We start from the raw sequence: 26,579 nt of genomic DNA, 5'->3' as shown, positions 1-26,579 counted from the left end.
ACGGAGTATCTGATACACCGCATACGGCTTACTGGGGCTGCTTCGCAGCCCAGCGCGGGGCAAGCCCGCTCGCCACAACTGCGCTATCTGCCTGGATTTAGGCGTTGCGGCAAAGTTGTGTAGATACCTATGCTCATCGCAGGCAAGCCAGCTCCCACACTTGGCCGCATATACCTGCTGGAATGCGGTCAAGTGTGGGAGCTGGCTTGCCTGCGATAGAGTCAACTCGGTGTAACTGATTAGCTGCGATTGGCCCATCGCAACCTGAGCCACTCCAGGTCCTCTGGCCGGGTCACCTTGATATTGTCCGCGCGCCCTTCCACCAGACGCGGCGCCTGGCCGGACCATTCCATGGCCGAGGCTTCGTCGGTGATAACTGCGTCGGCCACCAGGCTATCGGCCAAGGCACGATGCAGCGCACCCAGGCGAAACATTTGCGGCGTGTAGGCTTGCCAGATAAGGCTGCGGTCAATGGTTTCCACGACCCGCCCGTGCTTGTCGACACGCTTGAGGGTGTCGCGGGCCGGCACAGCCAGCAAGCCGCCCACAGGGTCGTGCGCCAGCTCTGCCAACAACGTGTCGAGGTCCTCGCGGCTCAGGTTCGGCCGTGCGGCATCGTGCACCAGCACCCAGTCGTCATCGCTGGCGCCCAAGGCATTGAGTTGCAGCAACGCATTGAGTACCGAGCCTGAACGCTGCGAACCACCGTCCGCGCGCTGGATGCGCGGGTCGCCAGCACACGCCAGGCTTGGCCAATAAGGATCATCCACAGCCAGACTGACCACCAGCCCCTTGAGGCTCGGATGGTCGAGGAAACAGCCCAGGCTGTGTTCAAGAATAGTGCGCCCGCCCAACTGCAGATACTGCTTGGGACGGTCTGCGGCCATACGGGCACCGACGCCCGCGGCAGGAATCACGGCCCAGAAGGCCGGCAAACAGGAACTCATTGGGCCAACTGGTAGAGGGTTTCGCCCTCCTTGACCATGCCCAACTCATGACGAGCCCGCTCTTCGACGGTCTCCATGCCTTTTTTCAACTCAAGCACTTCGGCATCGAGTACACGGTTGCGCTCCAGCAACACCTCGTTCTCGGCGTGCTGCGCGGCAATTTGCTGGGTCAGGTCGGTTACCTGCGCCAGGCTGCCATTGCCCACCCAAAGGCGGTACTGCAGGCCAGCCAGCAGCAAGAGCAAGACGAGGAACAACCAATTGGGACTGCGCATCGAATATCGGGTATCCAGTGAAAAAAGACAGCCATGCAAAACTTTTGAAGCAACTGATAGCACGAAGCCTGGAAGAACCAGGCTTGTGCTTGATAGGCATCAGATTAGTGCGCAAATTCACTCTTCAGCGAGTTTTCCGACACAATCCGTTGTCTTTTTACCATCAACTACTCAGCCGCGAAACTCACCGCGACCGTTGTATTTGGCTTTACCGCCCAATTGCTCTTCGATACGCAGCAGTTGGTTGTACTTGGAAACGCGGTCGGAACGGCACAGGGAACCGGTTTTGATCTGGCCCGCGGAGGTACCCACGGCCAGGTCGGCAATGGTCGAGTCTTCGGTTTCGCCGGAGCGGTGCGAGATCACGGCGGTGTAGCCCGCGGCCTTGGCCATCTGGATAGCTTCCAGGGTTTCGGTCAGGGTGCCGATCTGGTTGAACTTGATCAGGATCGAGTTGGCGATCTTTTTATCGATGCCTTCTTTCAGGATCTTGGTGTTGGTCACGAACAGGTCGTCGCCAACCAGCTGGATCTTCTCGCCGATCTTGTCGGTGAGGATTTTCCAACCGTCCCAGTCGGACTCGTCCAAGCCGTCTTCGATCGAAATGATCGGGTAGCGTTGGGTCAGGCCCTTCAGGTATTCCGCGAAACCTTCGGAGTTGAACACCTGGCCTTCGCCAGACAGGTTGTACTTGCCATCTTCATAGAACTCGCTGGCCGCGCAGTCCAGGGCCAGGGTCACGTCGGTGCCCAGCTTGTAGCCAGCGTTGGCCACCGCTTCGGAGATCACTTTCAGTGCATCTTCGTTGGACGCCAGGTTCGGTGCGAAACCACCTTCGTCGCCCACAGCAGTGCTCAGGCCACGGGCCTTCAGCACAGCTTTGAGGTGATGGAAGATCTCGGTGCCCATGCGCAGGCCTTCGGAGAAGGTCTTGGCGCCGACTGGCTGCACCATGAATTCCTGGATATCGACGTTGTTGTCCGCGTGTTCGCCACCGTTGATGATGTTCATCATCGGCACCGGCATGGAGTACACGCCCGGAGTGCCGTTCAGGTTGGCAATGTGCGCGTAAAGCGGCAGGTCTTGATCCTGTGCAGCGGCCTTGGCAGCCGCCAGGGATACGGCGAGGATCGCATTGGCGCCGAGGCTGCCTTTGTTTTCAGTGCCGTCGAGCTTGATCATCGCGTGGTCCAGGGCTTTCTGGTCCAGCGGGTCCTTGCCCAGCAACAGGTCGCGGATCGGACCGTTGATGTTGGCTACCGCCTTGAGGACACCCTTGCCCAGGTAACGGCTCTTGTCGCCATCACGCAGTTCCAGCGCTTCGCGCGAACCGGTGGAAGCACCGGACGGCGCGCAGGCGCTGCCGATGATACCGTTATCGAGAAGCACGTCGGCTTCGACGGTGGGGTTGCCACGGGAGTCGAGAACTTCACGACCTTTGATGTCGACGATTTTTGCCATTGTTGTAAACACTCCAAAGTTGACGAAAACGACGCAGCTGAAGGAAATCTTTTGACCGACCGCAAGGGTGGAACAACGGGGCAGGCTTGCAGGCGACAAGGCCCAGGCCCTGGGACCTGAGCATAAAGCGCGGAAAGTTTACCGGAGAAACGCGGGTTACGCGGTCTCTACTGTCGGAAAACTCTTGACCAGTTCGTCCAATTGCTTGAGCTGGGCCAGGAATGGCTCCAACTTGTCCAGGCGCAGGGCACAAGGACCGTCGCACTTGGCGTTGTCCGGGTCCGGGTGGGCTTCCAGGAACAGGCCAGCCAGGGACTGGCTGATACCGGCCTTGGCCAGGTCCAGCACCTGGGCACGTCGCCCACCGGCAGAATCTGCGCGACCACCGGGCATTTGCAGCGCGTGGGTCACGTCGAAGAATACCGGGTATTCGAACTGTTTCATGATGCCGAAACCGAGCATGTCCACCACGAGGTTGTTGTAGCCGAAGCTCGAACCACGCTCGCAGAGGATCAACTGGTCGTTACCCGCTTCCACGCACTTGTTCAGGATGTGTTTCATTTCCTGGGGCGCGAGGAACTGGGCTTTCTTGATATTGATCACAGCGCCGGTCTTGGCCATCGCGACCACCAGGTCGGTCTGGCGCGACAGGAAGGCCGGCAACTGGATGATGTCGCACACCTCGGCGACCACGGCCGCCTGCTCAGGCTCGTGGACGTCGGTGATGATCGGCACGCCGAAGGCTTGCTTGATGTCCTGGAAGATCCGCATGCCTTCTTCAAGGCCCGGGCCGCGATAGGAGGTCACGGACGAACGGTTGGCCTTGTCGAAGCTGGCCTTGAATACATAAGGGATACCCAGTTTCTCGGTAACCTTTACGTACTCTTCACAGACCTGCATCGCCATGTCGCGGCTTTCCAGCACGTTCATGCCGCCAAACAGCACCATGGGCTTGTCGTTGGCAATCTCGATGTCGCCTACGCGAATGATCTTCTGGGCCATCAGGTTTACGCCTTCTTCTGATGTTGCGTCAGTGCAGCCTTGACGAAACCGCTGAACAACGGGTGACCGTCGCGCGGGGTCGACGTGAACTCAGGGTGGAACTGGCAAGCGACGAACCATGGATGATCCGGGGCTTCGACCACTTCAACCAGCTTGCCGTCACCGGAGCGACCGGAGATTTTCAGGCCGGCTTCCTTGATCTGCGGCAGCAGGTTGTTGTTCACCTCATAACGATGACGGTGACGCTCGACAATCACATCCTTGCCATAGCAGTCGTGCACCAGCGAACCGGACTCCAGCAGGCAATCCTGTGCGCCCAGACGCATGGTGCCGCCCAGGTCGGAGGTTTCGGTGCGGGTTTCGACAGCGCCGGTGGCATCTTCCCACTCGGTGATCAGGCCCACGACCGGGTGGCCGCTGGTGTGATCGAACTCGGTGGAGTTGGCGTCTTTCCAGCCCAGCACGTTACGGGCGAACTCGATAACGGCCACTTGCATGCCCAGGCAGATACCCAGGTACGGCACCTTGTTCTCGCGAGCGTACTGCACGGCAGTGATCTTGCCTTCCACGCCACGCAGGCCGAAACCGCCTGGTACGAGGATCGCGTCGACACCTTCGAGCAGGGCGGTGCCCTGGTTCTCGATATCTTCGGAATCGATGTAGCGCAGGTTGACCTTGGTCCGGTTGCTGATGCCCGCGTGGCTCATCGCTTCGATCAGCGACTTGTACGCGTCCAGCAGTTCCATGTACTTGCCGACCATGGCGATGGTCACTTCGTGCTCAGGGTTGAGCTTGGCGTCGACCACCGCTTCCCACTCGGACAGGTCCGCACCGTTGCACTGCAGGCCGAAACGCTCGACCACAAAATCATCCAGGCCTTGGGAATGCAGGATGCCCGGGATCTTGTAGATGGTGTCGGCGTCTTCCAGGGCAATCACCGCACGTTCTTCAACGTTGGTGAACTGGGCGATCTTGCGACGCGAGGAAATGTCGATCGGGTGATCGGAGCGGCACACCAGCACGTCCGGCTGCAGGCCGATGGAACGCAGTTCCTTGACCGAATGCTGGGTTGGCTTGGTTTTGGTTTCGCCGGCAGTGGCGATGTACGGCACCAGCGTCAGGTGCATCAGCATCGCGCGCTTGGCGCCGACTTCGAAACGCAATTGGCGGATGGCTTCGAGGAACGGCTGGGATTCGATGTCACCCACGGTGCCACCGATCTCGACCATCGCCACGTCGGCATCGCCTGCACCCTTGATGATGCGGCGCTTGATTTCGTCGGTGATGTGCGGGATCACCTGGATGGTTGCACCCAGGTAGTCACCACGGCGCTCTTTGCGCAGCACGTGCTCGTAGACACGGCCAGTGGTGAAGTTGTTGTTCTGGGTCATGGTCGTGCGGATGAACCGCTCGTAGTGGCCCAGGTCCAGGTCGGTCTCGGCGCCGTCATGGGTGACGAACACTTCACCGTGCTGGAACGGGCTCATGGTGCCCGGGTCGACGTTGATGTACGGGTCCAGCTTGAGCATGGTGACCTTAAGTCCCCGCGCCTCCAGGATGGCCGCCAACGAAGCGGAGGCAATGCCTTTCCCCAATGAAGAAACAACACCGCCCGTGACGAATATGTAGCGCGTCATGAAAAACCCTAGAAGTCTGCGTTAAAGCGGTCGGAGCCGCCGGGGAAAGCGAAGGAAGGCCGAAGCCCCCGATCACCTGCATTAATCACAGTGCACCTTTCAAAAAAACCGCCGCGTTGTGACAGACCAGCAATGGAACACCGGTACGTTGATCGCTACACATTTTTTGGAATCGCCCAGCAAAGACTGCTTGGTAATCGGCAACGACTGTGTTTCAGGAGAATCCACAGAAGTTGTATCAAGAAGGGAGCGTAGTCTACCGGAAAGGCGCTATCAGCTCAAACCTTGATCGCAGGTTGGTGGCGCCCAATGTAATTGCCAGTCATCCCCCTGCCCTGTCGAGGCCCTCGCCAGGTTGGCCACGGCCAGTAGCCGGGAGCCCTGGTACAGCAGCGGCAATCTGCCACGGATAAAACCCGGCACCGCACTTTCGTTGAGCAAACGCTTGAGGTCACGCCGGCCACGACCTGGCACTTCCATGACTTCACCGCCCTGGCGGTAGCCGATGCTCAAAGGGCCTTCAGGGGCATTTGCGCTGAAATACAGCTGGCCGTTGCCAGGTAACTGTAGTGGGTTTTGCGGGTGCGGCCAGCTTAGCGCAGTGTCGGAAAATTCCGACCAAGCGGCAGGCACCCACCAGATGCGATCGTTGCAACGGTGCAATTGGCCGTCGGCCAAACGCCAAACCGGCTGTGCGTCAGCCTTGGCATCACGCAGGGTATTCCAGCCGACCCAGTGCTCGCTGTCGGGCAAGGGCGTCAGGGGCGCCAGCCAGTAACGCAGGGCATTGCGCTGCCGGGCGTCGGAAAGATCACGTAACGGCGCAAGCGCCAACGAGGGCAGCGCCAGCCAGGGAAATGCCGATGGCAACTGGGCGGCCTGCACATCCAATTGCGCCAGCTCATCAAGCAGCTCTTGGGCCTGCGCCAGATGCCCTGCGGTCCGCGCCAGGGTATTTACCGCTTGGGGCCAGCGCGCAGTGAGCTGCGGGAACACTTGATGACGCAGATAATTGCGAGAGAAACGTGAGTCACCGTTGGACGGGTCTTCGATCCAGCTCAGTTGCTGTTCGCGAGCGTAGGTTTCCAGCTCGGCCCGCGACACGTCCAACAGCGGCCGCGCCAGCCAGCCTTCGCCCAAGGGACGCTGTACTGGCATGCCAGTGAGGCCCCGCACCCCGGCGCCCCGCAGCAGGCGGAACAACAGGGTTTCGGCCTGATCGTCACGGTGCTGGCCTGTGAGCAGCAATTCCCCTGGAGCGATCGCTTCGGCAAACGCCTGGTAGCGCGCATCACGGGCCGCACGCTCGAGGCTTGCACCTGCCTGCACTTGCACAGGCATGATCCGCAGCGACACACCTGCGGCATCACAGACCGCCTGACAATGAGCTGGCCACGCGTCAGCCGCAGCCTGGAGGCCATGGTGAACATGGATCGCCTGCAGGGGCGGCAGGGACTGGTTTTTTGCCAGATCGGCGAGAAGGTGCAGCAGGACCGTAGAGTCGAGTCCGCCGGAGAAAGCGATATGCCAGGCAGAGGCGTTGCGCCACGGGGCGAGGGTTTGCAGAAGTTTGGCGGTTAGGGTTGGTTTCATCGCACGTTACCGCCACAAAACTGGAATACGTTAACCAAGCATATACAAAGCAAATGTGGGAGCGGGCTTGCCCGCGATAGCGGTGTACCAGTCAACCAATCTGGCACTGACACATTGCTATCGCGAGCAAGCCCGCTCCCACATGGGTAACGCAGTGGCTTAGAGACCGTAGCTCATCAGGCGCTCGTAACGACGGGCCAGCAGTGCCTCGTTGTCGAACTTCTTGAGCATGTCCAGCTGCGCACAGAGCTCAGCGCGGATGGTGGCCGACGCAGCAGCCGGGTCGCGATGGGCGCCGCCCAGGGGCTCGGCGATTACTTTGTCGACAATGCCCAGGCCTTTGAGGCGATCAGCGGTGATACCCATGGCTTCGGCAGCATCCGGAGCCTTTTCTGCGGTTTTCCACAGGATCGAGGCGCAACCTTCCGGCGAGATCACCGCGTAGGTGGAATACTGCAGCATGTTCAATTGGTCGCAGACGCCAATGGCCAACGCACCGCCGGAACCGCCTTCACCAATCACGGTCGCGATGATCGGGGTTTTCAGGCGTGCCATCACCCGCAGGTTCCAGGCAATCGCTTCGCTCTGGTTGCGCTCTTCAGCGTCGATACCTGGGTAGGCACCCGGGGTGTCGATAAAGGTCAGGATCGGCATCTTGAAGCGTTCAGCCATCTCCATCAGGCGGCAAGCCTTGCGGTAGCCTTCTGGACGCGGCATGCCGAAGTTGCGACGCACTTTCTCGCGCACTTCGCGGCCTTTCTGGTGACCGATCACCATCACGGGCTGGTCGTCGAGGCGGGCAATACCGCCGACAATCGCCGCGTCATCGGAGAAGTGACGGTCGCCGTGCAACTCGTCAAACTCGGTGAAGATGTGATCGATGTAGTCCAGGGTATACGGACGGCGTGGGTGGCGGGCCAGGCGCGCGATCTGCCAGCTGGTCAGCTTGCCGAAGATGTCTTCGGTGAGCGTCTTGCTCTTGTCTTGCAGGCGGGAGATTTCATCGCCGATATTCAGCGAATTGTCATTGCCGACCAGGCGCAGCTCTTCGATCTTGGCTTGCAGGTCAGCGATCGGCTGTTCGAAATCAAGAAAATTCGGGTTCATAAGCGTCCGTCTTGGGTCGACGGCCAGGGAGTGCCTGGCCAGCCGGTTGTCTATTCGCGCCCTACCTTAAGGGAGAGGCGCGTCAAGGTCGAGATTAAATGTTGAGTCGAGGTCAGGGGTACAAGGGCAGCCCTGACCGTCAACGGTATTGGAGGAAGACGTTGTCACGCCCGAACTGGTCACGCAATGCTTGAATCAAGCCATCAGCCGGGTCAATTCGCCACGTCTCGCCGAACTGCAACATCGCCTTGGCGTCGTTGCCGGTGTACTCCATGGTCACCGGGCACGCGCCACGGTGACGCTTGAGCAGATCCCCCAGCCAGCGTAGCTGATCGCCCTTGAGCGCCTCGGTCTTGACCTTCAGGCGCAGGCTTTCGGCCAGGTTGGTACGGGCATCTTCCATGCTCATCACCCGCTTGATCCGCAGGCGCAGGCCGCCGGAGAAGTCATCGTTGCTGACCTCCCCCTCCACCACCACCATCGCGTCGGTCTGCAACAGCGACTGCGCGGAGTGGAAGGCGTCGGCAAACAGCGACGCTTCGATACGCCCGGAGCGGTCGTCGAGGGTGATGAAACCCATCTTGTCGCCCTTTTTGTTCTTCATCACCCGCAAGGCAATGATCATCCCGGCGACAGTCTGGGTATCGCGCGCCGGCTTCAGGTCGATGATGCGCTGGCGGGCAAATCGGCGGATCTCGCCTTCATATTCATCAATCGGGTGACCGGTGAGGTACAGGCCCAGGGTGTCTTTTTCACCCTTGAGCCGCTCCTTGAGGGTCAGCTCTTTGGCCTTGCGGTGGTTGGCATACACATCGGCGTCTTCTTCGACGAACAGCCCGCCAAACAGGTCGGCATGCCCACTGTCGTGGGTCCGGGCAGTTTGTTCGGCAGCCTTGATCGCTTCTTCCATGGCGGTCAGCAGTACCGCGCGATTACGGTCGATATTGGCCTGGTAGGCCTTCGGCTCGTCATGGAAATACGGCCCGAGGCGGTCAAGTGCACCGCTGCGGATCAGGCCATCGAGGGTACGTTTGTTGATGCGCTTGAGGTCGACCCGAGCGCAGAAGTCGAACAGATCCTTGAAAGGACCGTCCTGGCGCGCCTCGGTGATCGCCTCGACCGGGCCCTCGCCCACGCCTTTGATCGCGCCCAGGCCGTAGATGATGCGGCCTTCGTCGTTCACGGTGAACTTGAACTCCGAGGCGTTCACGTCCGGCGCGTCGAGACGCAGCTTCATGGTCCGCACTTCTTCGATCAAGGTCACGACCTTGTCGGTGTTGTGCATATCCGCCGAAAGCACCGCTGCCATGAACGGCGCCGGGTAGTGGGCTTTCAGCCAGGCAGTCTGGTATGACACCAGGCCGTAGGCGGCGGAGTGGGATTTGTTGAAGCCATAACCGGCGAATTTTTCTACCAGGTCAAAGATGTTACCGGCAAGGTCAGCGTCGATATTGTTGGTGGCGCAACCTTCAATGAAACCGCCGCGCTGCTTGGCCATTTCCTCGGGCTTTTTCTTACCCATGGCGCGACGCAGCATGTCTGCACCGCCGAGGGTGTAGCCGGCCATGACCTGGGCGATCTGCATCACCTGTTCCTGATACAGGATGATGCCGTAGGTCGGTGCCAGTACTGGCTTGAGGCCCTCGTACTGGTAATCGGAGTGCGGGTAGGCCAGTTCGGCGCGCCCGTGCTTACGGTTGATAAAGTCGTCAACCATGCCCGATTGCAGCGGGCCCGGACGGAACAGGGCCACCAGTGCGATCAAGTCTTCCAGGCAGTCGGGCTTGAGCTTTTTGATCAGCTCCTTCATGCCGCGGGACTCAAGCTGGAACACCGCGGTGGTCTCGGCCTTTTGCAGCAGGGCGTAGGTCGGCTTGTCGTCCAGCGGGATAAAGGCGATATCCAGCGGTGCCTCATCGACCTTGGCCCGCTCGCGGTTGATGGTCTTGAGCGCCCAGTCGATGATCGTCAGGGTTCGCAGGCCGAGGAAGTCGAACTTCACCAGGCCGGCGGCCTCCACGTCATCCTTGTCGAACTGGGTTACCAGGCCACCGCCTTCTTCGTCGCAATAGATCGGCGAAAAGTCTGTGAGTTTGGTCGGCGCGATTACCACACCACCGGCGTGCTTGCCGACGTTACGCACCACGCCTTCAAGCTTGCGGGCCATGTCCCAGATTTCGGCGGCTTCTTCATCGACCTTGATGAAGTCACGCAGGATTTCTTCCTGTTCGTAGGCCTTTTCCAGGGTCATGCCGACTTCGAAAGGAATCATCTTCGACAGACGATCCGCCAGGCCGTAGGACTTGCCCTGCACCCGCGCCACGTCGCGGATTACCGCCTTGGCGGCCATGGAACCGAAGGTAATGATCTGGCTTACCGCGTTGCGACCGTATTTTTCGGCCACATATTCGATAACCCGGTCGCGACCATCCATGCAGAAGTCGACGTCGAAGTCGGGCATCGATACCCGTTCCGGGTTCAGGAACCGTTCGAACAGCAGGTCATATTCCAACGGATCGAGGTCGGTGATCTTCTGCACATAGGCCACCAGCGACCCGGCACCCGACCCCCGGCCAGGCCCCACCGGCACGCCGTTGCTTTTGGCCCACTGGATAAAGTCCATTACGATCAGGAAGTAACCCGGGAACCCCATCTGGATGATGATATCCAGCTCGAAATTCAGCCGGTCGACATACACCTGGCGCTTGGCTTCGTAATCCTCAGTCGTGTCTTTGGGCAGCAGAACGGATAGACGCTCCTCCAGACCATCAAAGGACACCTTGCGGAAATACTCATCGATGGTCATGCCATCGGGAATCGGGAAGTTGGGCAGGAAGTGCTTGCCCAGCTTCACTTCAATGTTGCAGCGCTTGGCAATTTCGACGGAGTTTTCCAGCGCCTCGGGCAGGTCACTGAACAGCTCGGCCATTTCCTCGGCACTCTTGAGGTATTGCTCTTCGCTGTAGTTTTTCGAGCGACGCGGATCGTCCAGCGCCCGCCCCTCACCGATGCACACGCGGGTTTCGTGGGCCTCGAAGTCTTCCTTCTTGATAAAGCGCACATCGTTGGTAGCCACCAGCGGTGCACCCAGCTTTTCGGCCAGGGCCACGGCGGCATGCAAGTGCTCTTCGTCGTTGGGGCGGTTGGTGCGCTGCACTTCCAGATAGAAGCGACCTGGGAAGACCTGCATCCATTCGCTCGCCAGCACTTGTGCCTCGTGCGGATTACCGCCGAGCAGGGCGATCCCGATCTCGCCCTCTTTAGCCGCCGATAGCATGATCAGGCCTTCGCTGGCCTCGGCGACCCATTCGCGCTCGATGATGATCGAGCCATTGCGCTGGCCGTCGATGAAACCACGGGAAATCAGTTCAGTCAGGTTGCGATAGCCCACGCCATTCATCGCCAACAGGCTGATACGGCTCAGGGCGTTGTCCGGGTCTTTGTTGGACAGCCACAAGTCGGCGCCGCAGATCGGCTTGATCCCGGCGCCCATGGCATTCTTGTAGAACTTGACCAGGGAACACATGTTGTTCTGGTCAGTGACCGCAACGGCAGGCATGTTCATGCCCACCAGGGTTTTGACCAGCGGCTTGATCCGTACCAGGCCGTCGACCAGGGAGTATTCAGTGTGCAGGCGCAGGTGAACGAATGAAGCCGGCATAGTGATCCTGTCTAGATACGTGTGAAAACAACAAGGCCCGGATTGTACCGGGCCTTGAGTAAAACATCAGCCTGCGCCTAAATCTCGACCAGGCTTTCGCGCACCTCGTAAGCCTGGCGGACCGGGGCGAACGAGCGGCGGTGGATCGGTGTCGGGCCCAATCGCGCCAGGGCTTCCAGATGAACGGGCGTCGGGTAGCCTTTGTGGCCACCGATGCCATAGCCCGGATAGATCAACTCGAACGCCGCCATTTCACGGTCGCGACTGACCTTGGCCAGGATCGATGCGGCGGCAATCGCCGGAACCTTGCTATCCCCCTTGACCACTGCTTCGGCGGGCATCGCCAACTTCGGGCAGCGATTACCGTCGATCATCGCCAGCTTCGGGGTGATGTGCAGGCCCTCGACGGCGCGTTGCATGGCCAGCATCGTGGCATGGAGAATATTCAGCTCGTCGATTTCCTCGACCTCAGCCCTGGCGATATGCCAACTAAGGGCCTTTTCGCAAATTTCGTCAAAAAGCTTTTCACGACGGGCTTCGGTGAGCTTCTTCGAATCGTTGAGGCCGAGAATCGGGCGACTCGGGTCAAGAATCACCGCCGCAGTCACCACCGCGCCACACAGCGGGCCGCGCCCTACTTCATCGACACCGGCGACCAATTCGTGTGTTTGAGCGACCAGGCTGAAATCCAGGCCCATTTGCGTCTTCATAGGGTTTCCTGCTGGCGGCCGATCAACGTCAATACAGCATCTGCTGCCTGGTTCGACGCATCACGGCGCAAGGTACGGTGAATTTCGTCAAACCCACGGGTCTGCTCTTCGCCGCCGTCGATCAACAGCGCAATGGTCTGGGCCAATGCTTCGGGCGTCGCAGCGTCCTGTAGCAACTCCGGTACCAACAAACGCTGGGCAAGCAAGTTGGGCAAGGAGATGTAGGGACTTTTGACCATGCGCTTGAGAATCCAGTAGGTCAGCGGTGCCAATCGATAGGCAACGACCATGGGGCGCTTGTAGAGCAACGCTTCCAGCGTGGCCGTACCGGAAGCGATCAACACCGCATCACACGCAGCCAGGGCCAGGTGCGAACCGCCGTCGAGCAGCGTCAACGGCAGGTCGCGCCCCACCAGCAAGGCTTCGATCTGTGCGCGCCGCTGCGGGCTGGCGCACGGCAGCACAAACCGCACACCCGGCTTCAAGGCCAACAGGCGCTCGGCCGCATCGAAAAACAATGCGCCCAGGCGCCCGACTTCACCGCCACGACTGCCAGGCATCAACGCCACCAACGGCCCGTCGGGCAGCCCCAATTCGGCGCGGGCGGCGGCACGGTCAGCCTGCAGCGGGATGGTATCGGCCAGGGTATGGCCGACAAACCTTACCGGCACGCCCTGCTCTTCGTAGAATCGCGCCTCGAAAGGCAACAGGGTCAGCATCAGGTCGCAGCCTTCGCGGATTTTCAAGACACGCTTCTGCCGCCATGCCCACACGGAGGGGCTGACGTAATGAACGGTCTTGATTCCGGCCTGACGCAGTTTGAGTTCGATATTGAGGGTAAAGTCCGGGGCGTCGATACCGATAAAGACGTCCGGTTTTTCTGCAATCAGGGTCTGGATCAGCAGTTTGCGCCGAGCCAGTAGCTCGCGCAGACGCCCCAATACTTCCACCAGCCCCATGACCGACAACCGCTCCATGGGAAAGTAGGAAGTCAGACCTTCAGCCTGCATCAATGGGCCACCGACCCCGATGAATTCCACCGCTGGATGCTGCGCCTTGATAGCGCGCATCAGGCCCGCGCCCAAGATATCGCCGGAAGCTTCTCCGGCCACCAATGCTATACGCAGCGTGGCCATGATCAGCGGGTGATGCCGCGAGTCGATGCCTGGATCGAATCACGGAATATGGCAACTTCGGGAAACAGCGCCGCCGGCTCGGCCAACTCGCCCAGGGCCTGGTCAACCGTCAGCCCCTGGCGATAGACCACCTTGTAGGCGCGACGCAGGGCGTGGATCGCTTCTTCGCTGAAACCACGTCGGCGCATGCCTTCGAAGTTCATGCTGCGGGCTTCGGCTGGGTTGCCAAATACCGTGACGAACGCCGGGACATCCTTGCCAATAGCAGTACCCATGCCGGAAAAGCTGTGAGCGCCGATATGGCAGTACTGATGCACCAGGGTGAAACCGGACAGGATCGCCCAGTCGTCAACATGTACATGGCCGGCCAGCGCGGTGTTATTGACCAGGATGCAGTGGTTGCCAATCACGCTGTCGTGGCCGATGTGCGCGTAGGCCATCACCAGGTTGTGATCGCCCAGGGTGGTTTCTGCCCGGTCCTGCACAGTGCCACGATGAATGGTCACGCCTTCACGAATGATGTTGTGATCACCGATTACCAGGCGGGTTTCTTCACCCTTGTACTTCATGTCCGGCGTGTCTTCGCCTACCGAGGAAAACTGGTAGATGCGGTTGTGTTTGCCAATGCGGGTCGGACCCTTGAGGATCACGTGTGGCCCGATGACTGTCCCCTCGCCGATTTCCACACCTGCGCCGATGATCGACCAAGGGCCGACCTCAACGTCGGCGGCCAGCACGGCCGTCGGATCGATGATTGCGCGAGGGTCAATCAAACTCATAGTTTGCGTTCCGCACAGATGATTTCGGCGGAGCACACAGGCTTGCCGTCAACGGAGGCCTGGCATTCGAATTTCCAGATCTGGCGCTTGCAGCTCACGAACTTGGCTTCCAGGATCAACTGGTCGCCTGGGGTGACCGGGTTGCGGAAACGCAGCTTGTCGGAGCCCACGAAATAGTAAAGCGTGCCATCGGCAGGCTTCAGGTCGAGCATTTTAAAACCCAGGATGCCAGCGGCCTGCGCCATCGCCTCGATGATCAATACGCCCGGCATGATTGGATGCGCGGGGAAGTGACCATTGAAAAATGGTTCATTGATGCTGACATTCTTGTAGGCACGAATGCGCTTTTCCTCAACATTCAGCTCCACTACACGGTCCACCAGCAGGAACGGGTAACGGTGAGGCAGGTATTCGCGAATCTCGTTGATGTCCATCATTTCGGGGGGAAGCCTGTAATAAAGATTGGGGGCGCGCGGACTAAGGCACGCCCCTCTAGCAAATCAAGAAGGCAGTCTAGCTGCTGTGCACACTTGATATGGAAATGGTATCAGCCATCTGATGAAACATTACTGCCAGGGGTCACGTCCCCAACACGCTTTTCCAGATGTTTCAGGCGCCGCGCCATGTCGTCGAGCTGCCTTAAACGGGCCGCGCTCTTGCGCCACTCAGCCGCGGGTTGCATCGCCGTACCGGAAGAATAGGCCCCAGGCTCGGTAATCGAATGGGTCACCATGGTCATGCCGGTAATGAATACGTTGTCGCAGACTTCAATATGGCCCACCAAACCGACACCGCCGGCCAGCATGCAATGCTTGCCGATCTTGGTGCTGCCGGAGATGCCGACGCACGCCGCCATGGCCGTGTGATCGCCAATCTGCACGTTGTGGGCGATCTGGATCTGGTTGTCGAGCTTCACACCATTGCCAATCACGGTATCGGCCAGGGCCCCGCGATCAACGGCAGTGTTGACGCCAATCTCCACATCATCACCGATCAACACACCGCCGACCTGGGCAATCTTCTGCCAGATGCCTTTCTCGTTGGCGAAGCCGAAGCCCTCGCCACCGATCACGGCACCCGACTGAATCACCACCCGCTGCCCGATACGCACATCGTGGTAAAGGGTCACGCGTGGTGCGAGCCAGCCACCTGCGGCGATTTCGCTGCGGGCACCGATAAAGCAATGGGCACCAACCGTCACGCCTGCACCAATGCGCGCACCGCTCTCGATCACCGCGAAAGCACCAATGCTCGCCGCAGGATCAACCTGTGCGTCGTCGGCAATCACCGCAGACGGATGAATGCCTGGGGCGGCCTTGGGCTTGGGGTCGAACAGATGGGAAACCCGCGCGTAAGCAGCGTAAGGGTCGGGCACCACCAGCGCATCCCCGGCAAACGTCTCGGCGTCAGCGGCCTTCAGCAATACTGCTGCAGCCTGGCTGTCGCCCAGGTATTTACGGTATTGGGGATTTGCAAGGAAGCTCAACTGAGCTGGGCCAGCCTCCTGCAAGGTGGCTAGCCCAGTGATTTCCTTCTCCTTGGAGCCACGCAAGGTGGCCCCCAGGAACTCGGCCAACTCGCCGAGTTTGATAGTCGCGGTCATGGCTTACTTCAGCTGGTTCATGCGCTCGATCACCTGGCGGGTGATGTCGTATTGAGGCTTGACGTCGATCACGGCGCCACGCTCGAAGACCAGGTCAAAGGCACCTTTCTTGATGACTTCTTCCACAGCGCTGTCGAGTTTTGGCTTCAGTTGCTTGAGCATTTCACGGTCAGCAACAGCCTTGGCCTCGTTCAGTTCCTTGGACTGGAACTGATAGTCACGGGCCTTTTGCTTGAACTCAAGCTCCAGACGCTCGCGCTCGCCTTGCTGCATTTTGTCACCACCGGCGACCAGGCGATCCTGGATGCCCTTGGCACTGCTTTCCAGGGTCTTGAGTTTGGTCAGTTGCGGACCGAATTTTTTCTCGGCATCCACGGCGTACTTCTTGGCCGCATCGGATTCCAGCAGGGCCATCTGATAGTTCAGGACGGCGATTTTCATTTCGGCAAACGCCGGGGTTGCGACCAGCACGGTTGCCAGAAGAACCAATTGAGTCAACTTACGCACGATGCACTCCTACAGAATCCGTTGTCGTTATCTTGGGTCGGACGCTTAGAACGTCTGGCCGAGGGAAAATTGGAAAATCTGGGTTTCAGCGTTATCCGGTTTCTTGATTGGCATCGCCAAGGCGAAGCTCAATGGACCCAGGGCAGTAATCCAGGTCACACCTACACCCACGGAGCTGGCCAGATTGCTCAGGCTGACGTCGTTGCACTGGGTGTTGGACTTCAAGCCACTCGGGTTACGAATCTGCTCGCACTTGGAGTCGAATACGTTACCCACATCCCAGAAGACCGAGGTCCGCAGGGAGCGCTGGTCCTTGACGAACGGCAGCGGGAAGAGAATTTCCGCACCACCTTGAATCAACACGTTACCACCGAACGGCAGCGGGTCATTGTCCGAGTCACGCACAGTGCCGACGTTACCGGTTTCGGCAACACCACGGCTCGGCGTACCACGAGGACCCAGGGTGCTGTCCTTGAAGCCACGTACGGAGTTGAAGCCACCGGCGTAGTAGTTCTCGTAGAACGGCAGGCCATCGGTCGAGCCGTAGCCATCACCATAGCCCAATTCCGTGTGCAGGCGCATGGTGTAGTTATCGCTCAACGGCGTGAACAACTGACCACGGTAGTCGAGTTTGAAGAACGACAGGTCGCTACCTGGGGTGGTGGCTTCCAGGGTCAAGCTCTGGGAGTGACCACGGGTGGCCAGCACGCCTTTGTTCAGCGTGGACTCGGACCAACCGGCCGAGGCCTTGAAGTTGAGGAACTTGTCACCTTCGCGGCGGGTGAAGTCGAAGATCTCGTCCACGGTGTAGACACCGGTCTTGATCTCATCCTGCTGCGCGGTCAGGCCGAAGGTCAGACGCGAGGTCTCACTGATCGGGTAGCCCACGTTGACACCGGCACCCAGGCTGTCGATCGCATAGCTTGCAACGTCGACGTCGAGGTCTTTGTAGTCGGTGGTGCGGTAGAAGGCGTTGTAGCCCAGGCTCACACCGTCAGCAGTCCAGTAGGGGTCCACATAACCGAAGTTGTAGCGGCTCTGGTATTCACTGCGAGTCAGGCCAATGGAAACCTTGTTACCGGTACCCAGGAAGTTGTTCTGGGTGATCGAGCCACCGAGGATCAGGCCAGCACTCTGTGCAAAACCGACACTGGCGGTGATCGAGCCGGATGCCTGCTCTTCGACGGCGTAGTTCACATCGACCTGGTCATCCACACCCGGTACGGCCGGGGTCTCGACGTTCACTTCCTTGAAGAAGCCCAGGCGCTCAAGACGGGTCTTGGACTGGTCGATCAGGTAGGTCGAAGCCCAGCCACCTTCCATCTGGCGCATTTCGCGACGCAGCACTTCGTCCTCGGACTTGGTGTTGCCACGGAAGTTGATGCGGTTGACGTAGGCACGCTTGCCTGGATCGACGACAAAGGTGATGTCCACGGTGTGGTCATCATCATGTGGGGTCGGCACGCCGTTGACGTTGGCGAAGGTATAGCCTTCGTTACCCAGGCGACGGGTGATCAATTCGGAAGTGGTGGTCATCAGCTTGCGCGAGAACACCTGGTCCTTCTGGACCAGCAGGAGGGACTTGACCTGGTCTTCAGGCACTTTCAGGTCGCCGCTGAGCTTCACGTCACGAACGCGATACTTCTCGCCTTCGTTGACGTTGACCGTGATGTACACGTGCTTCTTGTCCGGGGTGATGGACACCTGGGTCGAAGCGATATCCATGTTGATATAGCCGCGGTCCAGGTAGTAGGAGCGCAGACGCTCCAGGTCGCCGGAAAGCTTTTCACGGGCGTACTTGTCGTCGTTCTTGAAGAACGACAGCCAGTTGGTGGTCTTGAGTTCGAACAGGTCGATCAGGTCTTCGTCAGCGAACTTGGTGTTGCCCACCACGTTGATGTGCTGGATCGCCGCCACGGTGCCTTCGTTGATGTTGACCTTCAGGCCGACACGGTTGCGCGGCTGCGGCACCACTTCGGTTTCCACGGAGGCGGAGTAGCGGCCCTGGGCCACGTACTGACGCTGCAGTTCGTTACGCACGCCTTCGAGGGTGGCTCGCTGGAAGATCTCGCCTTCGGCCAGGCCGGATTGCTTGAGACCTTTCATCAAGTCTTCAGTAGAGATCGCCTTGTTGCCTTCGATCTCGATACTGGCGACAGAAGGTCGCTCGACGACAGTGATGACCAGGACGTTGCCTTCACGACCCAGTTGGATATCTTGAAAGAAGCCGGTTTTGAACAGCGCACGAGTGGATTCCACCAGGCGACGGTCGTCAGCCTGTTCCCCAACGTTCAACGGCAAGGCGCCAAACACGCTACCCGCGGAAACCCGCTGGAGGCCGTTGACGCGAATATCGGAGATGGTGAAGGACTCGGCGTGAACTTCGGCGATCATCAATACGGTGAGAACCGCAGTTAGCAGCAGACGTTTCATGAAGTCCTTTCTTATTCCAACTGGCAATAAACAAACTGCCGCAAAATGCGGCAGATTCGCAATTCAGCGAAGCGTTACAGACGTCCCAGATCGTTGACCAGAGCTAACAACATCACCCCGACCACCAAACTGATACCGATCTGTATCCCCCAACCCTGCACCCGATCCGACAAGGGGCGACCACGCACCCACTCGACGAGATAAAACAACAGATGCCCCCCATCCAATACTGGAATGGGCAACAAATTCAGAACCCCAAGGCTAATACTCAGATAAGCCAGGAAATTCAGGAAATCAGCAACACCCGACTGGGCAGAAGCGCCCGCCACTTTAGCAATGGTTATCGGTCCACTCAAGTTTTTTACCGAGAGCTCGCCGAACAACATTTTCTTCAGCGAATCGAGGGTCAGTACGCTCATGGTCCAAGTGCGTCGCGCACCCTCCCCAATTGCCGCCAATGGCCCGAAACTGACCTCTCTCACCATCGATGGCGGCCATTCGACACCTTTGACCCCGGCCCCCAGATACCCGCCGGCTGCTTTGGCCTCCCCGCGCACCGCGAGGGTGACAGGGACGTCGATTTGAGCACCGTCGCGCTCGACTTTCAGCACAATTTTCGTATCAGGACGTACACGAACCAGATCGACCACTTGCTGCCAGTCACCCAGTGCCTGGCCATCAAGGGCCAGCAAGCGGTCACCGGTCTTCAGGCCGGCAGCCTGGGCCGGGCCCTTGGGATCGAGTTCTGCCAATACCGGCGGCAGTGCCGGGCGCCACGGACGAATACCCAGGGACTTGATCGGGTCAGGCTCGTCGGCGCCCTTGAGCCACTTGTCCAACACCAGCTCGCGCGGCGTCTCGGCTGTCGAGTCCTGTTCGCGCACCACCAACTGCACCGTGCCACTTTCGCCCAGGCGCCGGACCAATTGCAGATTGACCGCGCCCCAACCCGTGGTCGGCTCACCATCAATGGCGACGATTTCCTGGCCGGCGCTCAAGCCGGCCTTGGCGGCAATACTGCCCGCCTCCACCGCACCGATGACCGGGCGTACCTGCTGGCTGCCCAGCATTGCCAGGACCCAGAAGAACACCATGGCCAGCAGGAAGTTGGCGATCGGGCCGGCAGCCACGATAGCGATACGCTGACGAACGGTCTTGCGATTGAAAGATTGATCCAACTGATCGGCCGGTACTTCGCCTTCGCGCTCGTCGAGCATCTTGACGTAGCCGCCCAGAGGAATCGCGGCAATCACGAATTCGGTGCCACGCCGGTCATGCCAGCGCAGCAGCGGCATGCCGAAACCCACGGAAAAACGCAGGACTTTGACGCCACAACGACGCGCCACCCAAAAATGACCAAACTCGTGAAAAGTGACCAGCACACCCAGAGCAACCAGGGTGCCGACAATCATGTAGAGCGCACTCATCTAATTTCTCCGCATTCCAATCCCGCGCCTGCCGACTAACCTGCGTGGCGTTTCAACCATTGCTCGGCCAAGACCCGGGCCTTGGCATCGGCCTCGAACACGGCGCCCAAATCATTCACGGCAACCACCGGCTCGAGACTTAAAATTTCCTCGATGATACTCGCGATCTGTGGGAAGCGGATGCGCCGATCAAGAAACGCGGCAACCGCGACCTCATTGGCCGCATTCAACATCGCCGGAGCGCTGTTGCCCGCCTCTGCCGCTTCACGCGCCAGGCGCAGGCAAGGGAAACGCTGATCATCCGGCGCTTCGAAATCCAGGCGTGCAATGGCAAACAGATCCAGGGGTGCCACACCTGAGTCGATGCGTTCGGGCCATGCCAGGGCATTGGCAATCGGCGTGCGCATGTCCGGGTTGCCCAACTGGGCCAGCACCGAACCATCCACATAGTCGACCAGGGAGTGAATCACGCTTTGCGGATGAATCACCACCTCGACCTGCTCGGCCCGGGCGTCAAACAGCCAGCAGGCTTCGATCAGCTCAAGGCCCTTATTCATCATGCTCGCCGAATCCACCGAGATCTTGCGCCCCATCGACCAGTTGGGATGGGCACAGGCCTGATCGGGAGAAACGTGTTCCAGCTCGGCCAACGGTGTCTGGCGGAACGGACCACCGGACGCGGTCAGCAGGATGCGCCTTACACCCACCTGGCTCAGGCCGCGGGCAAAGTCGCCCGGCATGCACTGGAAAATCGCATTGTGCTCGCTGTCCAGCGGCAACAGTACGGCGCCACTTTTGCGCACCGCCTGCATAAACAGCGCGCCGGACATCACCAGCGCCTCTTTATTGGCCAACAGGATCTTCTTGCCAGCATCGACCGCCGCCAGGGTTGGCCGCAGGCCCGCGGCACCGACAATGGCGGCAACCACGGTATCCACTTCAGGCGCAGCGGACACCTGGCACAAGCCCTCCTCGCCGACCAACACCTGGGTGCCCAGGCCGGCAGCCCGCAGGTCGTCCTGCAAGCCACGGGCAGCAACGGCATCCGGTACCACTGCGAACTGCGGCACGTACCGCACGCACAGCGCCAGCAGCTCGCTCAAGCGGCTGAAGCCGGTCAGGGCGAATACCTGGTAGCGCTCGGGGTGACGGGCAATCACGTCCAGGGTGCTTAAGCCCACCGAGCCGGTTGCGCCCAGCACTGTCACCTGCTGTAGGCGGCTCACGAAGCAGCCATCCACAACAGCACGGCAAATACCGGGATCGCCGCCGTCAGGCTGTCAATGCGGTCCAGCACGCCGCCATGGCCCGGCAGCAGGTTACTGCTGTCCTTGATGCCAGCCTGGCGCTTGAACATGCTTTCGGTCAGGTCGCCGACCACCGAGATCAGCACCACCACTGCCGCGCCGATCAGGGCCACGAGGATTTGCTTGGTTTCCCACTCGCGCACAACGCCGACCACCAAGGTAATCAACAACGTCAACGCCAGCCCGCCGTACACCCCTTCCCAGCTCTTGCCGGGACTGACCGCCGGGGCCAGCTTGCGCTTGCCAAAGGCACGGCCGGAGAAATACGCACCGATATCCGCGCCCCAGACCAGCACCATCACCGCCATGATCAACCAGTTGCCCAAGGCCATATGCTTGATATAGACCAGGCCCTGCCAGGCTGGCAGCAGGATCAGCAGGCCGATCACCAGCTTGCAGGCGACACTGGACCACTTGCCACTGGTGCGCGGGTAGGTCAATACAAGGAATGTTGCCAACGCCCACCACAGTACCGCCGCCCCGAGTACCCAGGGTGCAACATCCGGCAGGATGTACATCAGGAACAGCAGCAACGCGACCACGGCGGCATACACCACCCGCGGCAACTGCTCGGCAAACCCTGCCAGGCGCGCCCATTCCCAGGCGCCCAGGGTCACGACCAGGCCAATGAACAGCGCAAAGCCTGCGCCTTCAAGCAGGAAAAACCCGCACAGGGCGATCGGCAGCAGGATCAGTGCCGTGATGATTCGTTGTTTAAGCATTAAACCCGGGCTCCAGCTTCGATCTGCTCGCTCGTTTTACCGAAGCGACGCTGACGGGAAGCGAAATCGGCCAGTGCATTACGCATGGCATCGTGTTTGAAGTCCGGCCAGAACAGGTCGGAGAAGTACAGCTCGGTATAGGCCAACTGCCACAACAGGAAATTGCTGATGCGGTGTTCACCCCCGGTACGGATGCATAGATCCGGTAACGGCAGGTCACCCGTCACCAGGCAGGTTTGCAACAACTCGGGCGTGATGTCTTCCGGTCGCAGATGGCCGGCCTGCACTTCACGCGCCAGACGCTGTGCGGCCTGGGCGATATCCCATTGCCCGCCGTAATTGGCAGCGATTTGCAGGACAAAGCGATTGCTACCGGCGGTGATCGCCTCGGCTTCACGCATGGCCGCCTGCAGTTCCGGATGGAACCGCGAGCGGTCGCCGATGATACGCAGGCTGATGTTGTTGTCGTTGAGACGCTTGGCCTCGCGACGCAAGGCCTTGAAGAACAGGTCCATCAAGGCGCTGACTTCGTCGGCCGGCCGTTGCCAGTTTTCACTGGAGAAGGCAAACAAGGTCAATACCTCGACCTTGGCCTCGGCACACACCTCGATCACGGCCCGTACCGCATCGACACCCGCTTTATGCCCGGCGACACCCGGCATAAAGCGTTTTTTCGCCCAGCGATTATTCCCATCCATGATGATCGCGACATGGCGCGGCACCACGGAGGGCACAGTCTGCTTGGTCTTTTCCATGAAAGCGTCCTGACCCCTTATACGGCCATCAGGTCCTTTTCTTTCTCTTCCGTGGCCTTGGTGATCAGGGCCTCGGATTCCTTGGTCAGCTTATCGATATCAGCGATTGCACGACGCTCTTCGTCTTCGCTGATTTCCTTGTCCTTGACCAGTTTTTTCAGGTCACCCAAGGCGTCACGGCGAATGTTACGCACGGCAACACGAGCATCTTCCGCAGCGCTACGCGCCTGCTTGGTGAAGCCCTTACGGGTTTCTTCGGTCAGCGCAGGCATGGAGATCAGCAGCAGCTCGCCCAGGTTGGTCGGGTTGAGGTTCAGGCCGGCGCTCTGGATGGCCTTGTCGACGGCAGCGAGCATATTGCGCTCGAACGCCACGACCTGCAGGGTGCGCGAGTCTTTCACGGTCACGTTGGCCACGCCGCTCAGCGGAGTGTCGGAACCGTAGTAAGGCACCATCACGCTACCCAGGATGCTTGGGTGGGCCTTGCCGGTACGAATCTGGCCGAATGCATGGCTCAGAGACTCCAGGGATTTGTGCATACGCGCTTGGGCGTCTTTCTTGATTTCGTTGATCATTGTTGGCCTTCCTCGATCAGAGTCCCTTCTGCGCCGCCGTGTACGATATTCAGCAGGGCGCCGGGCTTGTTCATGTTAAATACGCGCAGCGGCATCTTGTGGTCGCGGCACAGGCAGATTGCCGTCAGATCCATAACACCCAGCTTGCGATCCAGTACTTCATCATAAGTCAGATGATCGAACTTCTCGGCATGCGGGTCTTTGAATGGGTCGGCAGTGTAGACACCGTCAACCTTGGTGGCCTTGAGCACCACGTCAGCATCGATTTCGATGGCGCGCAGGCAGGCCGCCGAGTCGGTGGTGAAGAACGGGTTGCCGGTACCGGCGGCAAAGATCACCACCTCTTTGGCGTTCAGGTGACGCATGGCTTTGCGACGGTCGTAATGATCGGTCACACCAACCATCGAGATGGCCGACATCACAATGGCCGAGATATTGGCACGCTCCAGGGCATCACGCATGGCCAGGGCGTTCATCACAGTGGCCAGCATGCCCATGTGGTCGCCTGTGACCCGATCCATGCCAGCCGCACTGAGCGCTGCACCACGGAACAGGTTGCCACCACCAATCACCAGGCCGACCTGGACACCGATGCCGACCAGTTGGCCGACTTCCAATGCCATGCGGTCAAGCACTTTGGGATCGATCCCGAACTCTTCCGAGCCCATCAGGGCCTCGCCGCTAAGCTTGAGTAGAATGCGTTTATAGCGAGCCTGATAACCACTGCCCTGCTGAGCCATTGCGAATCTCTCCTGCGGCGTATTTTTAAAAAATTCTTGGCGAGCCGTTTACGGCTTGCGTTCACTCTAGCTGGACGCTGTCACAGCGCCATCGGAACACGGCTTTGTAAGCCAGTTCCAAAGGGAAGCCAAATAAAATTGAGCATCCCATTTGAAAAGAGGCTGCGCGCGTGAGCGGGCAGCCTCTCTTGGGCGACAGTTGAAAACTGTCTTATTGCTTGGCGGCAGCCAGCTGGGCAGCAACTTCTTCAGCGAAGTTGTCGACCGGCTTCTCGATACCGTCGCCTACTTTGAAGTAGGTGAAGGAAACGATTTCAGCACCGGCTTTCTTGGCCAGTTCGCCAACCTTGATTTCAGGGTTCTTGACGAACGCCTGCTCAACCAGGCTTGCTTCGGCCAGGAACTTGCTGATACGGCCTTTGACCATGTTCTCAACAATGTTTTCTGGCTTGCCTTTGATTTTTTCTTCGTTCAGCTGCAGGAACACAGCCTTTTCACGCTCGATCGCTTCGGCAGAAACTTCCGAAGGCAGCAGGAACTCAGGGTTGCTGGCCGCTACGTGCATAGCGATGTCTTTGGCCAGCTCAACGTTGCCGCCCTTGAGGACAACTGCAACACCGATCTTGTTACCGTGCAGGTAACCACCAACAACATCACCTTCAACACGTACCAGGCGACGGATGTTGACGTTTTCGCCAACCTTGCCGACCAGTACCAGGCGATCGGCTTCTTGAGCGGCGATCAGCGGAGCGACGTCAGTCAGTTTGTCGGCGAACGCTTTTTCAACGCTAGCAGCAACAAATGCCTTGAAGTCGTCCTGCAGAGCCAGGAAGTCGGTCTGCGAGTTCACTTCCAGCAGAACGGCGGACTTGCCGTCTTCTTTCAAAGCGATAGCGCCTTCAGCAGCTACGTTGCCTGCTTTCTTGGCAGCCTTGATCGCGCCCGAAGCACGCATGTCGTCGATGGCTTTTTCGATGTCGCCGCCGGCCTTGGTCAAGGCCTTTTTGCAATCCATCATGCCTTCGCCGGTACGCTCACGCAGTTCTTTAACCAACGCTGCAGTAATCTCTGCCATTTCAAAATCCTCTTGGATAGGTTTTCAACCATTCCACCCGATCAAACGGGCGATCAATTCTTCCCGAACCACCCTTGTTAACCGCTGCACGTTACAGATGCTGTAGCTGTGCCGCTCACAAATGGTTTTCGAGGTGGCAAAAAGGGGGCCAAGCCCCCTTTTTGCTTACTGAGTCAACGCCAGGGCGTCAATTACTCAGCTGCAGCGACCGGTGCTTCTTCAGCAGCGAACTCTACGGTGCCGCCGCCAACATTGTTGCGGCCACGGATTACAGCGTCAGCCATCGAACCCATGTACAGCTGGATAGCGCGGATTGCGTCATCGTTGCCTGGGATGATGTAGTCAACGCCTTCCGGGCTGCTGTTGGTATCGACTACGCCGATAACCGGGATGCCCAGCTTGTTGGCTTCGGTGATCGCGATGCGCTCGTGATCAACGTCGATAACGAACAGTGCGTCAGGCAGACCGCCCATGTCCTTGATACCACCCAGGGAACGATCGAGCTTTTCCAGGTCACGGGAGCGCATCAGCGCTTCTTTCTTGGTCAGCTTGGCGAAAGTACCGTCTTCGGCTTGCACTTCAAGGTCACGCAGACGCTTGATGGAAGCACGGATGGTTTTGAAGTTGGTCAGCATGCCGCCCAACCAGCGGTGATCGACGTACGGCGAACCGCAACGTGCTGCTTCTTCAGCAACGATCTTGCCAGCGGAACGCTTGGTGCCGACGAACAGAATCTTGTTTTTGCCCTGGGCCAGGCGCTCTACGAAAGTCAGAGCTTCGTTGAACATTGGCAGGGTTTTTTCAAGGTTGATAATGTGGATCTTGTTACGCGCGCCGAAAATGTATTTACCCATTTTCGGGTTCCAGTAACGGGTCTGGTGACCGAAGTGCACACCGGCCTTCAGCATATCGCGCATGTTGACTTGGGACATGATAGTTCCTTAATAAGTCGGGTTTGGCCTCCACGTATCCCAATGACCAACCAGCGGCTTCAAGGCCTCCGGCACCCAGGTCATCGTGTCGACACGTGTGTGGATTTAAGCTTTGCGGGGTATCCCCGGAAAGCGGCGCATTTTATACCACAGCAACGACAAAAACGAAACCCGCAATCGCATTTGCTTGCCGTC

At 59.2% G+C, this 26,579-nt stretch carries 23 protein-coding genes; all 23 read right to left on the bottom strand.

Annotated elements, in window-relative coordinates; genetic code table 11:
• Positions 1–239: 239 nt before the first annotated feature.
• The 23 genes from ispD to rpsB all read right to left on the bottom strand — a co-directional run bounded on the left by ispD (position 240) and on the right by rpsB (position 26,384).
• The gene (gene ispD / locus FIV38_RS16815) at positions 240–947 is read right to left on the bottom strand and encodes a 2-C-methyl-D-erythritol 4-phosphate cytidylyltransferase (protein WP_029297249.1); all 708 of its coding nucleotides are present in this window, start codon (positions 945–947) and stop codon (positions 240–242) included.
• A complete protein-coding gene (ftsB, locus tag FIV38_RS16810; protein WP_029297251.1) occupies positions 944–1,222 on the bottom strand; it encodes a cell division protein FtsB in 279 nt (92 codons plus the stop codon). The genes ispD and ftsB overlap by 4 nt, the downstream gene beginning before the upstream one ends.
• A gap of 171 nt (positions 1,223–1,393) precedes the next feature.
• On the bottom strand, positions 1,394–2,683 hold the full coding sequence (gene eno, locus FIV38_RS16805) for a phosphopyruvate hydratase (protein WP_029297253.1): 1,290 nt from the start codon (positions 2,681–2,683) through the stop codon (positions 1,394–1,396).
• A gap of 156 nt (positions 2,684–2,839) precedes the next feature.
• Complete coding sequence (kdsA, locus tag FIV38_RS16800) at positions 2,840–3,685, bottom strand: 3-deoxy-8-phosphooctulonate synthase (protein ID WP_010212442.1); 846 nt, start codon at positions 3,683–3,685, stop codon at positions 2,840–2,842.
• A gap of 5 nt (positions 3,686–3,690) precedes the next feature.
• Positions 3,691–5,322, bottom strand: a complete 1,632-nt coding sequence (locus FIV38_RS16795) for a CTP synthase (RefSeq protein WP_029297256.1) — start codon at positions 5,320–5,322, stop codon at positions 3,691–3,693.
• Positions 5,323–5,595: 273 nt separating this feature from the next.
• Entirely contained in the window at positions 5,596–6,915 is a 1,320-nt protein-coding gene (tilS, locus tag FIV38_RS16790; protein ID WP_092234012.1) for a tRNA lysidine(34) synthetase TilS, read from the bottom strand.
• A 159-nt stretch (positions 6,916–7,074) separates the two neighbouring features.
• The gene (locus FIV38_RS16785) at positions 7,075–8,022 is read right to left on the bottom strand and encodes an acetyl-CoA carboxylase carboxyltransferase subunit alpha (protein ID WP_029297260.1); all 948 of its coding nucleotides are present in this window, start codon (positions 8,020–8,022) and stop codon (positions 7,075–7,077) included.
• 139 nt (positions 8,023–8,161) lie between these two features.
• Positions 8,162–11,683, bottom strand: a complete 3,522-nt coding sequence (dnaE, locus tag FIV38_RS16780; protein ID WP_029297262.1) for a DNA polymerase III subunit alpha — start codon at positions 11,681–11,683, stop codon at positions 8,162–8,164.
• Between the two features lie 77 nt (positions 11,684–11,760).
• On the bottom strand, positions 11,761–12,393 hold the full coding sequence (rnhB, locus tag FIV38_RS16775; protein ID WP_029297264.1) for a ribonuclease HII: 633 nt from the start codon (positions 12,391–12,393) through the stop codon (positions 11,761–11,763).
• Entirely contained in the window at positions 12,390–13,529 is a 1,140-nt protein-coding gene (lpxB, locus tag FIV38_RS16770; protein ID WP_092234009.1) for a lipid-A-disaccharide synthase, read from the bottom strand. Before lpxB ends, rnhB begins: the two co-directional genes overlap by 4 nt.
• A 2-nt stretch (positions 13,530–13,531) precedes the next feature.
• The gene (lpxA, locus tag FIV38_RS16765) at positions 13,532–14,308 is read right to left on the bottom strand and encodes an acyl-ACP--UDP-N-acetylglucosamine O-acyltransferase (RefSeq protein ID WP_029297268.1); all 777 of its coding nucleotides are present in this window, start codon (positions 14,306–14,308) and stop codon (positions 13,532–13,534) included.
• Positions 14,305–14,745, bottom strand: coding sequence for a 3-hydroxyacyl-ACP dehydratase FabZ (gene fabZ / locus FIV38_RS16760; protein WP_029297270.1), 441 nt, complete (start codon positions 14,743–14,745; stop codon positions 14,305–14,307). Before fabZ ends, lpxA begins: the two co-directional genes overlap by 4 nt.
• Before the next feature lie 110 nt (positions 14,746–14,855).
• Positions 14,856–15,911, bottom strand: coding sequence for a UDP-3-O-(3-hydroxymyristoyl)glucosamine N-acyltransferase (lpxD, locus tag FIV38_RS16755; RefSeq protein WP_070995742.1), 1,056 nt, complete (start codon positions 15,909–15,911; stop codon positions 14,856–14,858).
• A 3-nt stretch (positions 15,912–15,914) separates the two neighbouring features.
• Positions 15,915–16,418: an OmpH/Skp family outer membrane protein gene (locus FIV38_RS16750; protein ID WP_003219314.1), complete on the bottom strand. Its 504-nt coding sequence runs from the start codon at positions 16,416–16,418 to the stop codon at positions 15,915–15,917.
• Positions 16,419–16,463: 45 nt separating this feature from the next.
• Positions 16,464–18,851: an outer membrane protein assembly factor BamA gene (gene bamA / locus FIV38_RS16745; RefSeq protein WP_029297274.1), complete on the bottom strand. Its 2,388-nt coding sequence runs from the start codon at positions 18,849–18,851 to the stop codon at positions 16,464–16,466.
• A 74-nt stretch (positions 18,852–18,925) separates the two neighbouring features.
• Complete coding sequence (gene rseP / locus FIV38_RS16740) at positions 18,926–20,278, bottom strand: sigma E protease regulator RseP (RefSeq protein WP_029297276.1); 1,353 nt, start codon at positions 20,276–20,278, stop codon at positions 18,926–18,928.
• Positions 20,279–20,313: 35 nt separating this feature from the next.
• Complete coding sequence (gene ispC / locus FIV38_RS16735; protein ID WP_029297278.1) at positions 20,314–21,504, bottom strand: 1-deoxy-D-xylulose-5-phosphate reductoisomerase; 1,191 nt, start codon at positions 21,502–21,504, stop codon at positions 20,314–20,316.
• The gene (locus FIV38_RS16730) at positions 21,501–22,307 is read right to left on the bottom strand and encodes a phosphatidate cytidylyltransferase (protein WP_092234006.1); all 807 of its coding nucleotides are present in this window, start codon (positions 22,305–22,307) and stop codon (positions 21,501–21,503) included. The genes ispC and FIV38_RS16730 overlap by 4 nt, the downstream gene beginning before the upstream one ends.
• A complete protein-coding gene (gene uppS, locus FIV38_RS16725; RefSeq protein ID WP_029297283.1) occupies positions 22,307–23,062 on the bottom strand; it encodes a polyprenyl diphosphate synthase in 756 nt (251 codons plus the stop codon). The genes FIV38_RS16730 and uppS overlap by 1 nt, the downstream gene beginning before the upstream one ends.
• Positions 23,063–23,079: 17 nt before the next feature.
• On the bottom strand, positions 23,080–23,637 hold the full coding sequence (gene frr / locus FIV38_RS16720; RefSeq protein WP_070995741.1) for a ribosome recycling factor: 558 nt from the start codon (positions 23,635–23,637) through the stop codon (positions 23,080–23,082).
• Positions 23,634–24,377, bottom strand: a complete 744-nt coding sequence (pyrH, locus tag FIV38_RS16715) for a UMP kinase (RefSeq protein WP_003172271.1) — start codon at positions 24,375–24,377, stop codon at positions 23,634–23,636. The genes frr and pyrH overlap by 4 nt, the downstream gene beginning before the upstream one ends.
• A 211-nt stretch (positions 24,378–24,588) precedes the next feature.
• Entirely contained in the window at positions 24,589–25,452 is an 864-nt protein-coding gene (gene tsf, locus FIV38_RS16710; RefSeq protein WP_092234003.1) for a translation elongation factor Ts, read from the bottom strand.
• A 191-nt stretch (positions 25,453–25,643) separates the two neighbouring features.
• Positions 25,644–26,384, bottom strand: a complete 741-nt coding sequence (gene rpsB / locus FIV38_RS16705) for a 30S ribosomal protein S2 (RefSeq protein ID WP_029297291.1) — start codon at positions 26,382–26,384, stop codon at positions 25,644–25,646.
• Positions 26,385–26,579 lie beyond the last annotated feature (195 nt).

The sequence above is a fragment of the Pseudomonas proteolytica genome, assembly GCF_007858275.1.
In the GTDB taxonomy this organism is placed as follows: Bacteria; Pseudomonadota; Gammaproteobacteria; order Pseudomonadales; family Pseudomonadaceae; genus Aquipseudomonas; species Aquipseudomonas proteolytica.
The sequence above is the reverse complement of the archived record's forward strand: the minus strand, read 5'-3'. Positions and strand labels throughout refer to the sequence as shown.